The sequence below is a fragment of the Micromonospora sp. NPDC049051 genome (assembly GCF_043197575.1).
GTDB lineage: Bacteria > Actinomycetota > Actinomycetes > Mycobacteriales > Micromonosporaceae > Micromonospora.
This window is the reverse complement of record NZ_JBICTL010000003.1, coordinates 562905-575147: the sequence shown is the minus strand read 5'-3', so window position 1 is coordinate 575147 and position 12243 is coordinate 562905. Positions and strand designations below refer to the sequence as shown.

Annotated in this window: 7 protein-coding genes; all 7 read right to left on the bottom strand. The window is 69.1% G+C overall.

Annotated elements, in window-relative coordinates:
- Nucleotides 1–10 precede the first annotated feature (10 nt).
- The 7 genes from ACGFIR_RS14745 to ACGFIR_RS14715 are packed head-to-tail and all read right to left on the bottom strand — an operon-like array spanning nt 11 to nt 12239.
- Nucleotides 11–1210: a hypothetical protein gene (locus ACGFIR_RS14745; RefSeq protein WP_393145324.1), complete on the bottom strand. Its 1200-nt coding sequence runs from the start codon at nt 1208–1210 to the stop codon at nt 11–13.
- Entirely contained in the window at nt 1203–1553 is a 351-nt protein-coding gene (locus ACGFIR_RS14740) for a hypothetical protein (RefSeq protein ID WP_393145322.1), read from the bottom strand. Before ACGFIR_RS14740 ends, ACGFIR_RS14745 begins: the two co-directional genes overlap by 8 nt.
- The gene (locus ACGFIR_RS14735) at nt 1550–4756 is read right to left on the bottom strand and encodes an amino acid adenylation domain-containing protein (protein ID WP_393145320.1); all 3207 of its coding nucleotides are present in this window, start codon (nt 4754–4756) and stop codon (nt 1550–1552) included. The genes ACGFIR_RS14740 and ACGFIR_RS14735 overlap by 4 nt, the downstream gene beginning before the upstream one ends.
- Nucleotides 4749–5702 carry a class I SAM-dependent methyltransferase gene (locus tag ACGFIR_RS14730; protein WP_393145318.1) on the bottom strand — a complete coding sequence of 318 codons (954 nt, stop codon included), beginning with the start codon at nt 5700–5702 and terminating at the stop codon, nt 4749–4751. Before ACGFIR_RS14730 ends, ACGFIR_RS14735 begins: the two co-directional genes overlap by 8 nt.
- Complete coding sequence (locus ACGFIR_RS14725; RefSeq protein WP_393145316.1) at nt 5699–7420, bottom strand: condensation domain-containing protein; 1722 nt, start codon at nt 7418–7420, stop codon at nt 5699–5701. The genes ACGFIR_RS14730 and ACGFIR_RS14725 overlap by 4 nt, the downstream gene beginning before the upstream one ends.
- Nucleotides 7417–9117, bottom strand: coding sequence for a carbamoyltransferase N-terminal domain-containing protein (locus ACGFIR_RS14720; protein ID WP_393145314.1), 1701 nt, complete (start codon nt 9115–9117; stop codon nt 7417–7419). Before ACGFIR_RS14720 ends, ACGFIR_RS14725 begins: the two co-directional genes overlap by 4 nt.
- The gene (locus ACGFIR_RS14715; RefSeq protein WP_393145312.1) at nt 9111–12239 is read right to left on the bottom strand and encodes an amino acid adenylation domain-containing protein; all 3129 of its coding nucleotides are present in this window, start codon (nt 12237–12239) and stop codon (nt 9111–9113) included. The genes ACGFIR_RS14720 and ACGFIR_RS14715 overlap by 7 nt, the downstream gene beginning before the upstream one ends.
- Nucleotides 12240–12243: the final 4 nt, after the last annotated feature.

The following is a 12243-nucleotide window of genomic DNA, read 5'->3' as shown; positions in this document are numbered from 1 at the left end:
AGGTGTGGTCTCATTTGGCCCGGTAGGCGAGGTGGTGCTCGCGTCGCCAGCGCTGCACTACGCGGTGCAGCTCGGCGAGGTCGGTGGGTGTGGTCGTCGGCCCGGGCAGAAGCTCTGGTGGCAGAGCGAGCCCGTCCGTGCGTACCGGTCCTTTGGGAAGCAGGTGGCCGCCGTCGAACACCCACAGGTGGTCGACCGCGTCGGGCACCTGGGCGGGATCGCCGTTGAGGGAGACGGTCGCGAGCCCGGGGACTGCCGCCGCGGCTTCGGCGCACAGCGCGGGGTTCGCGTCGAGCAGCACCGCGTCGCCGGGATCGACGGCGCCGCGGTCAACCAGGCGTCTGATCGCCGCCGCCGGTTGTTCGTTCGGTGGATCCGAGGATCCGCCGAGGCAGCGTAGGGCGTCCCGGTGCCGGAGCAGTCGCAACTCGGGCCCGCTCTCGATAAGTGGCTCGGTACCCAGACCAGGCCGGACCGCCAGCAGACCGAGTCGGCGGGACTGGCCGACCAGGATGGGCAGCTGGCGGCGCCAGGCCAGGTCGACCGGTCGGCCGGCCGTGGGTGGGTACAGGCTGCGTAGCGGATCGAGGAGCAGGTGACGTCGGGTGCGGGTGGACAGGGCCAGGACGGCGCGGACGACGACGGTGGCCAGCGCGGTGAAGAACGCCGGCTGGTAGGGCATGTGCGCGAGATCGTCCGCACGCTGGTCGTTCGTCGTTGTCGGCCGGTACCGGGCGGCGAGCCCGGCGACGTGACCGACGTGGAGCCGGTCGAGTGTCGAGGCGATGGTGTCGAGCTGCGCGTTGAGGTAGGCCAACGTGCCGGCCCTGTCCGGTTTCGCCCAGGTTGCCGACGGTGGGCAGACCAGTATGAGCACTGGGCCGCTCAGGTTGGGGGCGGCCAGCGCCAGCACGTCGGCGAACTCGGCGAGTCGCCGTTCCATGACCACTCCGGCGCGCATCGGATCTGGGCGTTGAGGCAGGTAGCGCAGCCAGTCCTCCCACCGCAGCAGCACCACGGTGGCGGCGAACGGATCGGGACCGTCCTGTCCGGTCAGGCCGAGCAATGGCTGGATGAGCTGTCCGTACGGGGCGATCGTTGGGGCTGGCGCCAGGGCCAGCCGAGACCACCAGTAGCTCAGCACGGGTTCCATCGGGGTGGCTGTGAACGACGCGAGCAGCCGCACCGCCAACCGATCCTGGTCAGCCATCATCGCCTGCTTCCGCCCTCGCCGCCATCGTCTCCGTCTGCGGTGCTTCCGCCAGCGGTCCAGGCCGGGCGGGCGGCAGCAGGGCGGCGAGCACCATGCCTCCCGTGAGGACGCCGATGACTGGCCAGAGCCGATCCCACCGGTCGACCAGCACCCCGGCCAGGAGTGCGGAGACGATCGCGGGCAGGGTTTGCGCGACGAAGGTGGAGGCACTGCTGAGCGTCGAACCGGTCGTCGTGTAAACGTAAACTGCAAGGGTGACGATCATCAGGCAAGTGCCCAGGTTCCACCGCAGGGTGCTGGTCCAGAGCAGGCCGATACGCCGGTTACCTGCAACGATCATCGGTTACCCGGCTTCTCCGCCGAGGTGGCCGCCAGCAGGGCGTCGACCTCGGCATCAGTGAGGCTGTCCAACCGGTCGAGCAGGCTCGACAACCTGTCCTCCGCGGGCGTGGTCGTGAGCAACGCGGAGTAGTCGACCTTGCCGTTGCGGGTGTGCGGCAACGAGGCGACCACGGAGATCCGGCTCGGCACCATGTGCTCGGGAAGTTGGGCCCGCAGGTCCGTGCGGACACGTTCCGCGAAGTCGTGGTCTGTCGGCCCTGCCGGCACCAGCCAGGCGGCCAGCCTCGCTCGGGGGCCCTGCGTGTCCACCAACGCCACTGCCGCCAGGATGTCCGCCCGGCGGCTGAGTGCCGCCTCGACCTCTCCGAGTTCGATCCGGAAGCCGCGAATCTTGACCTGATTGTCGGTCCGCCCGACGAAGATCAGCGCGCCGTCGCCACGGCGGCGCACCAGGTCCCCGGTGCGGTACATCCGGCCGCCGGGTACCGGTGACCAGCAGTCCGGGAGGAAGTGCGTGGCGGTCAGGTCGGACCGGCCGCGGTAGCCGCGCCCCACGGCGACGCCGCCGACGTAGACCTCCCCGACCGCGCCCAGCGGGACCGGCCGGAGTTCGTCGTCGAGCACGTAGAGCCGCACGCCGCCGAACGGCAGGCCGACCGGCGTGGGCCCGACCTGGTCCGGTGGACACTCGCCCCAAGTCTGCACGATCGTGCCCTCGGTCGGACCGTACGCCGCGAAGAACCGTACCCTGGCTGCCCACCGGTCGCGCAGGTCCCGGCTCACCCGATCGCCGCCGGTCAGCACCAGCCGAACGGACGGCACTGCCGCCGGGTCGAGGATGGCGAGCACCGCCGGTGGCAGGAAGACGACCTCCGCGCCGGAGCGTTTGATCAACTCCTCGAGGGAGGCGGTCGACTCGGCCAGCACCGCCGGTCCGAGGCAGAGGACACCGCCGGTGCAGAGCGCCATGAACGTCTCCCACACCGAGGCGTCGAAACTCAACGACACGAACTGGAGCACCCGCGTCCCCGGCTTGAGGTCGAACGACTCACGGGATCGTTCGATCACGTTGACCAGCCCGTCGTGGGTGAGCGCCACCCCCTTGGGAGCACCGGTCGAACCTGACGTGTAGATGACGTACGCCAGGCTGCGCGGGTCCACCTGCCGAGGTGCGAGGCGCGGGCCTCCACCACCGTCGAGAGTGACCAGCCGTGCCGGCGTACCGTGTAGCGCCGGATCGTCCGGCTGTTCGGTGACGATCAGGGACAGGGCTGCGTCATCGATCATGTAGCGCAGCCGTTCGGCCGGGTAGGCCGGATCCAACGGGAGGAAGGCGGCGCCGGCCATCAGCACCCCGAGGACCGCCGCGACCTGTTCGGGCGAGCGGGTGAGGTGCAGTCCAACCACCGTCTCCGGCCCGGCGCCGAGCTTGGCCAGCCGGCCTGCCACGTGCATGGCGCCGTCGTGCAGTTCGCGGTACGTGGTTAGGCATCCATCGGACCAAATGGCAGGGGCGTCGGGCCGATCCCGGACGTGGCTCAGGAAGGAGGTGACGACGGAGTCGGGCGTGGGCCCCGCCGGGGGTGTCAGCTCGTCGATCAGGCCCGCCTGCTCATGCGGACTGAACATGGTCAGCTCGCGGAGCGGATGATCGGTCTCCGCGCGCACCAGCGCCTCGAGTACACGCAGGAAGTGGTCCCTCATCCGGGTCACGCTGTCCTCGTCGAACAGGTCGGTGGCGTATTCGACGTAGCCTGTCAAGCCGTCGCCGAAGTCCTCTAGGTACCAGCTCTGGTCGTACTTTGACGTGCCGGTGCCCAGGTCCTGCCGCTCCACCCGGAGGCCGGGCAGGCGCAGGGGAGCGACACCGTTGCCGAGTTGAACCAGGGCGACCTGGAACAGCGGCTGATGCGTGGCGGACCGTTCGGCGTCCACTGCGGCGGCGATGTCGTCGAGGGGTACCCAGGAGAGCTCTGTCGAGGTCGCCAGCCCTGAGGTGATCCGCGAGAGGGCCACCGCCACGTCGGGCTGGCCACGAAGATCGAGACGGACCGGTACCACGTTGGACAGGTAGCCGACTGCTTCAAGGGCCCGTGGGTGGTGGCGGTTCGCGGTGGGGACGCCAATCACCAGGTCGTCGCGGCTGGTGTAGCGCTCCAGCAGCACCCCGAGCGCCAACGCCAGCAGGGCGAACGGTGTGGTGCCCCAGGTGGCCGCCCGTGCTCGCAGACCTTCGTGGAGGTTGGCCGGCACCCGTAACGGAACCCGGGTGCCGAGCATCGACCGGGCCGGCGGGCGTGACCGGTCGAGGGGCAGGTCGAGCAGGGTGGGCACCCCGGCCAGCAGGTCCCCCCAGCGTCGCAGAGCCTCCTCGCGGGGGACCGTCCGGCGGCCCTCGTCCCACGACAGTAGCTCCCGCTGGCCGGGGCCAGCGGTCGGCGGCTCGGCTCCTTCCGCCGCGTAGTGCCGGCAGAGGTCGGAGAGGAGGATGTTCAGCGCCCATCCGTCGCACACGGCGTGATGGACGACGACGAGGAGGGCGTGCCGATCGGCGGCTACCGGGAGCAGGCACACCCGTACGGGGGAGCGGGTCAGGTCCAGCGGCTGGGCGGCGATCTCTTGGAGCAGGCTCGCCGCCAGGTCGAGCCGGGTCGCCGGCAGTTCCTCGATGATGACGGTCGCCGAGTCGGCGGGGCGCGTGGTCAGCAGGACCGTGCCGTCCGGCCCGGTCGAGAAAGCGGTGCGTAGTGCATCGTGCCGGTGTACGAGCAGGTTGAGCGCTCGCTGGAGCCGGCGCCGGTCGAGCTGACCGGTCAACCACAGGGCCACGGGGACGTTGTAGGCCGGGAGCTCCGGGCGGGCTTGGGAAAGCGAGAACAGGGCCGCCTGCCGGGGACTGGCGGGCACGGACGCGGCTTCGTCGTTCGGGACAGGCGCACCCCCCGGGGCCGCCGCCACCCCGGCGGGACCGGAGCGGGCCGCGGCCACCGCCGCGACGAGTTCACTCACGGTGGTCTCGGTCCGCAGCGTCTGCATCGGCAGTTCCACGCCGAGTTCCGACCAGCACAGGGAGAGTACCTGGACCGCCTGGATGGAGTCTCCGCCCAGCTCGCTGAACCGGTCGCTCGGGTCGACCGGTCCACATCCCACCACGGCGTCGATGATTCCGGCGACCTGCTCGGGGAGTGACTGGTCAGGCATGTCCGGGCCTCTCATCGGTCGGGCGGCGGCAGAGCAGCACACAGGAGATGGTTAGGTTCTGGCTGCGTGCCTGTTGAACGGTCTTGCCCGTCATCGGGAACTCGTGGCTCTGCTCAATGGTGAGACCGACGTCGGTCACGAGGCTGCGCAGAGCCTCCGGCGACCTCCACAGGGCGAGGTGGTCCGGAGCGGGACTGTTGACGGGAATGTTGAGGAAGAGCAGCCCGCCGGGCCGGGTCAGGGCCGTCAGGCGGCGCAGGGCCTCGGTCGGGTGCTCGAGGTGCTCGACCAGCTCGCTGGCGACCACCGCGTCGAACATCTGGTCGGTGGGGGCCGTGAGCAGGTCTTGTCGCCTGAGGTCCACGTTCCGCGTTCTCATCGCCGTCAGCGCGCCGCGCGTCGCCTCTAGGCTGGTGTCGCTGACGTCCCATCCGGTGATCCGCGCCTCGGTGAGCCGTTCCGCGGCGAGCGCCAGGAGCAGGCCGTGGCCCGGTCCCACCTCCAGCAGGGTCGCGTCGCGGGGTAGTCGGCTGAGGAAGGATTCGTGATACGCCTGCATTGCCCGGCAGTGGTTGGCCCAGAGCAGTTGGGACAACAGCAGTCCGTGGGCGTACCGGCGCATGTAGTCCGGGTTGTCGTAGACGAGCTGTCGCACCTCTTCAAACGAGGTGTGTCGGTAGCGGCCGTGCCGGCGGAAGTGGTATTCCTCCTCCAGCATCACTCCGCAGGTCCACCGGTAGTCGTCGACCACCTTCGCAAGGTCGTGACCGCAGATCCGCAGGATTCGCTCGGCGAGCAGCTCCGCTGTCGCCGCGTTGTCCGCCCCGGCCTCGCCGAAGCGCTGCCGGAGGTACGGCTCGTGCTCCGGCCACCGCCGGACCACCGCCTGGCACAGCGTGCCGAGTGCGGAGGCGGAGGGCATGGGGTGCAGAGCCATCCGGCTCATGCGCCGTCCCCACGCAGTTGTCGGCGTACGGCGCTGAGCTGCTGGGGCGCGAGACGCGACAAAGGGAATTCACTGGGATTCGGGGTGGGTTGGGACAGCTCCGTGACGAGTTCCGTCACGGCGGCGAGTTGAGCGTCCACCAGCCCACGAATAGTCGCCTCCTCGAACGCGAGCCGGTTGTAGCGCCACTCGACCATCAACCGGTCGACCGATACGGTGGCGACGATCTCTAGCGCGTACCGTCGCGTGGCCCGGTCGCTCTGCAACACCGTCGGTACCTCCACGGGCACGCCGAACACGCTGTTCGCCCCGACGGGCTGGTCGAACCGTCCGAGGTAGTTGAAGCTCATCTGGGACTGGGGGAGGGCGGCGAGCCCGCCGTCACCGGCCGGCGTCAGGTAGCGCAGCAGGCCGTACCCGATGCCCCGGTCGGGGATCGTGTCGAGGTGACGGCGGACCCGGTCAAGCACGGCCACGGCTGGCCCGTGCAGTTCGAGGCGGACGGGGTAGATGCTGGTGAACCAGCCCACGGTCCGGCTTACGTCGGACGTGTCGTCGATGGGTTCCCGGCCATGCCCTTCGAGGTCGATTTGGAGCTCGCGCCGACCGGTTCGGCCCGCCCACGCGATCAGGAGGGAGGCGAGCAGGACGTGCTGCGCCTGGACTCCGCTGATCCTGGGCACCTGCTGCACCAGGCGGTTAGTGCATTCGGCGTCGAGCGATGCGGTGATGCTTGCGCAGGTCGCCATGGTGTCTGTCGCCCCGGCGTGGTCCGTCGGCAAGGCCGCCGCCTCCGCCGCGGGGACGGACCGCCAGTAGTTGAGCTGATCGGTGATGTACGGCGACGCTGCGTAGCGGTGCAGGGAGGTAGCCCAGGACCTCATTGAGGCCGTCTTCGGCGGCAGCTTGGGTACGTCCCCAGCAGCCCGGGCACAGTACGCGGTCTGTAGGTCCTCGATCAGGATACGGAGTGACACCCCGTCGACCACGAGGTGGTGGACGGCGAGCAGAAGGCGCGGGGGACCGTCGCAGCCTCGAATGAGCGCCGCCGCCACCAGGCGTCCGTCGGTCAGGTCGATGCAGCGCTGGGCATGCGCGATGGCGTCTTCCAGCGAGCCGTTGTCGACGACGATCACCTCGGCTGTCGGTGCCTCGGCGGGCACCTTCTGCGTCCAGCGCCCGTCCTGGCAGGCGAAGCGGCTGCGCAGCGCATCGTGATGGTCGAGCACGTCCCGCAGGGCATGACGGAGGATGTCGGTGTCGACGTCGCGGTGAACCTCGACGACGACGGCCTGGTCCCAGTAGTGGGAGTCCGGTATCTCCTGCTCGAAGAACCAACGCTGGACCGGGGTCAGCGGGACCGGACCCGTCGCGACGTCATGGATGTTCGGGTTCGCGGCGGCCGAGGTGGCGCTTCTGGCCAGCGTTTGTAGGTCTGCGGCTTCGATGACCTGGCGGGAGGTGAGCCGCAGACCCCTGCTGTTGGCCCGGGCGACGACCTGCAGGCTGGTGATGGAGTCGCCGCCTAGTTGCAGGAAGTTGTCGGTCGGCCGGATCCGGTCGGTGCGTAGCACTTCGCGCCAGATTTCGACCAGCAGCCGCTCCTCGACGCTAACCGGGGTCGTGGCTTGGTCGTCGTCGCCCGACCACTGCGCTAGCAGCTTCCGCCTGGCCGCAGACAGCTCGGTGATCCGTTCGGCGTTGTCCGGGCGGGTCATACGGCGTTCCCTTCGCTAGGGGTGGGGATGTCACGCTGGTCCGCGGGCCGTTCCCAGAGCCAGCCGTCGCTCCAGACGTAGCGGCTACGCCCCCAGCGCAGCGCGGACGGCACGTCGGGGAAGAAGCCGCTGCCGTGCAGGTTCGCGCTGGTGTTGCAGAGCACGGGCACGCCGCTGAGGCGGTGGTAGGCGGACAGGAGCGCGCCGAGCACGGGGTTCGTTGCCGGGTCGACGGTCTGAAGCCGAGCCGAGTTGTCCAGGTGCAGCACCGCCGGGATCCGGTCTATCCAGGCCGGTCGGACGCGGTGGTCGAACAGCATGAACGGGTCCGGCGTGCCCGGGTCAAACACCTCAGGAGCCTGGTCGACGAGACAGATCGGTGACACGGGGCGGTACGCCTCGCGGCCCTTTATATGGTTGAGCCGGTCCTTCATTCCCGGCTGCGTCGCCGGCGCGACGATGCTCCGGTTACCCAACGCTCTCGGACCCAGCTCCGCCGCCCCGTGTAGCGCCACCACCGGTTCGCCGGTGAGGTGTAGGAGCGCGGCCAGCCCCTCGACGTCCAGAGGTCGGCGGGTGTAGCCGTAGCCGTCGCCGTCGTATTTGCCGTAGGCCAGGGCTGGACCAGAGTAGACCGACCAGGCCAGGTCGGGCGTGCCGGTTGACCTGGTCCACTCCGCGCACGCCGCGCCGATCGCCGAGCCGGAGTCGTTGGGGAAAGGCGGGATGTAGACCTCGTCGAACACTCCGCTGGCCCGGATCCGCGAGTTCCATTTGATGTTCAGCGCACACCCTCCGGCGAAACAGAGGCTGGCCGGGCTGTTCGGCAGCAGGGCGCGCATCTCGCGGAGGCTCTCGACGAGCCGTTCGCCGAGCCAGTGCTGCATGCTCGCGAGCGCGTCTTCCGGCCGGACCGTCATTCGTGCTGTGCGACTGAGGAAGCTGCGGGAGAAAGTCGTCGCGAAGTCCAGTGAGATGTCGAGCTCATCGCGGTAGATCTCGTCGAACACCCGGCAGAGATCGGGGCGGACGACACCCTTGGCGACGTAGGCCATCACCTTGCCGGGCACGGAGAGCTGCTGGTACGGAAGCTGGTCGGTGGGGACGCCGAGATCTTCTGGTCGGAACGGCGCGAAGTGCATCGCGAATGTGGCGTAGACGTTGCCGATGAGGCCGAAGATGGGCCCGAGGTTCTCCACCGCTCCGTGCGGGCGCACGAGGTATCCCCGGGGGAGTACACCACCGTCCCAGACCACCACGAAGGCCGGCTCGCGCCGCGCCGCGAACGGGCTCGTGCAGTAGGCGGACATGATGTGTCCGGTGGTGTGGTGGTAGCTGTGGTAGGGATATTCCTTGGCCCCGACGCGGAGCCCCTCGAAGCGGTATACAGCCAGGCTGTCGTCCTGGAGGTTGTCCTCGCGGTACGGGGCCACGGTCAGCGTCAGCGGGCTCTCATCGGCTTGGGTGACGACCTCGGAGGGACCGCCGTAGCCCCAGCCGTCCACAACAAAGGTGTCGACGTCGGTGGGGCTCAGGCCGTGTCCGGCCAGCACCCGCGCGATGAGGGCGGTGTCGGTCAGATCGGTGTAGCGGGACCGGTTGTCCAGCTTCTCAATCTCTACTGAGGTGATCAGTCGACCATTTTCGATGAGAGCGACGCTCCCGTCGTGGGTGACCTTAACGCCGCAGATCAGCATTCTCCTGGCCCCATTCGGATTTCCGGCTCCGCTGGTGCGGAGGCTCTCAGCAGGTCGGCGACCGTGGTGCGGGGACCGCGGCGCAGCACCCGGGCGGGAGTCGTCGACCGCTGCAGGTGCGCGGCCAGTTCGACTGGGGTCGGGTGGGCGAACATGTCCGGCACGGCTACTGGCCGACCGAGCAGGGCGCTCAACCGCCGGGTGATCCGGACCGCGATCATGCTGTCGCCGCCCAAGGCGAAGTAGTCCTCCGTGCCGTCGAGTGGGCCGGTGGCAAGTTCTTCCTTCCACACCGCCGCGATCGCCGTCGTCAGGTCCGGATCGTGCTCCCCGGAGCGGACAGAGGGGTTCGTGCCCCTCGGGGGACTGGGCAGTGCGGCGTGGTCTAGCTTTCCGTTGGCGTTAGTGGGAAGACGGTCGAGTCGGACGATGATCTCGGGCACCATGTGCCGGGGCAGCCGCTCGCGCAGGTACGCGTGGGTTGTGTCGTTGGCTGCGCCCTCGATGTAGGCGATCAGCCTGCTCGTCTGTGCCGTCCGGACCACGACGGCCGCCTGTCGTACCCCCGGTGAGGCAGCCAGCACGGCCTCCACCTCTCCCAGTTCCACCCGGCGTCCGAAGATCTTGACCTGCCGGTCGAGACGTCCGCGGAACTCGAGCTGACCGGAGGCCGTCCAGCGACACAGGTCGCCGGTGCGGTAGAGGCGGGCGCCCGGACGGGTGCTGAACGGGTCCGGCGGGAACCGGTCCGCCGTCGGACCGGGCGCGTCGAGGTAGCCGTGACTCACCCCGACCCCGCCGATAACGAGTTCACCCCACGCTCCGACCGGCACCCGGCGCAGATCTGCGGTCACCACATGGACACTGGTGTTGTCGATCGGTCGGCCGATTGGTGCTCGATCCCAGGTGGCCGATTCCGGGTTGGACTCCGTGTCTTCCCAGACGGTCGAACCCACCACCGTCTCCGTGGGCCCGTATTCGTTGATGATGCGGCTGCCGGGAAAGAGACGGCGCAGTTCGGCCACCTGGTCGAGCAGGAGCGACTCCCCGCCGACCACGATCACCCCCGGCCCCGCGTCGCCGCGGGCCTGACCGGCGAGGATCCGCCAGTGCGTCGGCGTGGCCTTCACCAACTGGTCGTGGCCCATCTGTCTCGCGACTTCCGCGTGCCGGTGCGGACCGTCGGCCACCGTGCGCACCGCCGCTCCCACGACCAGCGGTCCCAACAGACTCGTGATTGCGAGGTCGTAGGCAATCGGGGTGTGTAGTGGAACGCGCTGTCCCGCCGCAAGGCCGTAGTGACGGGTCGCCCAGCTCAGGTAGTTCGTCAGCCCTTGTTGGGTAGTCATTACCCCCTTCGGCGGGCCGGTCGATCCCGACGTGAATGTCACGTAGGCCACTCCGGTCTGCGGCTGGCAATCGCCGGGCAGCATCTCCGGCGGGTGGGTGACGTCTGCTCCGGTTGTCACCCGGTGCTGCCCGCCCGGCCAGTGCGCCACCTCGACTTCGCCAGCGACCAGGAGGTGTCTGATTCCGGCAGCTTCGAGCAGGGCCGCGCGTCGGGCCGGTGGGTCCTCGGGGTCCAGCGCGATGAAGGCGGCGCCTGCCCGCATCGCCCCGAGCACCGCCAGCACCAGTTCCGCGGAGATTGGCAGACAGAGCGCGACTAGGTCACCCGGTCGTACGCCGATGCCCACCAGTCGTGCGCCGAGCGCTCCCGCCCGGAGCCACAGTTGCGCGTATGCCATGGTCCGGCCGCCGTCGACCACGGCCGTCCGGTCGGGGTGCTGGGCGGCGATGGCGGCTATCCGCTCGATCGTCGTGCCCACTACGGGCGCTTCGCGTCCGTAACTCCAGCCCGACAGCATCCGTTCGTCCTCCGGCGGCACGTCCGGCCAGCGCGTCGGAGGGCAGTCGGCGGCGACTGCGGCGACTGCGGCGAAGTGGCTCATGAAACGGCGGATGGTTGCCTCGTCGAAGACGTCGCAGTCGTATTCGACCGTCATCCGGGCGCCCTGCGCCGAGCGTAGGACGCGTAGTGACAGCCCAAACTTGCTGGTGCCGTCGTGGCGCTCCAGTAGCTCGGTCGTGAGCGGGCCGAGGTCGAGCGAGGGAGGATCGTCATGCTCGACGGTGAACGACACATGGTGGATCAGGCGCGGTGTTGGGAAGGGTGCCCGCTCGAACGCCTCGACGACCTGTTCCTGCACCCGACCGACTAGGTCTGAGAGCTTGGGGATAGCGGTGTCCACCACCACCGGCGTGGTCTGGACGAAGTAACCCACCGTGCGTTCGAGGTTCACATCATCCCGAACGGTCAACGGCGTGGTAACCAGGACGGAGCGTTCCCCGAACCACCGAGCGATCACCCAGCCGAATACCGCCAGCATCGTGGAGAACAGGGTCGCGCCATGCACGATCGACCACTCTGATAAGCGGTTCAGCGTCGATGGGTTGAGTTCTCCCCACCACAGCGCGCCCGTGCCTGCGACAGCATCGGCACGGGGTCGGTCCACCGACAGGGTCGGGGGTGGCGCCCCGTCCCAAGGATTCGGGGCATCCGACGTGCTGCGGCTGCGCTGTCGTCGACTGAACTCCCGGTACGAGGATTTCACCGTGGGAAGTGCCGGTGACACACCGGCGACGTACGCGCGGTATGCCGTGCCCAGTTCGGCGCGGATCAGGCCGAAGGACCAGGCGTCGGCAGCCACGTGATGCACGACAAGTCCGAAGAGGTACTCCTGGTCGCTGCGGCGCACCAGAAAGGTCCGCAGTGGCGGATCCCGTTGCAGGTCGATCGGAGCACGTGCGCATTCGTCGAGCCGTGCAGCCGCCGCCGCGCCCGGCTCCGCTGCCCCCCGCATGTCGTGCTCGGGCAGCTCGACCGGCCCCGGGGGCGCGACCGTTTGCCGCAGCCGCCCAGTGTTATCGGTCCGTAGGGTGGTCCGCAGCGACTCGTGCCGGTCGACGACGGTCTGCACCGCACGGCGAAGCGCCATACGGTCGAGCGGCCCGCGGATCAGCCAAAACTCCGGCAGGTGGTAGACGGTGCTGCCCGGATGAACTTGTTCGAACAGCCACAGCTGTTCCTGCCCTATGGACGCTTCCGCCTCAATGGTCATGGAT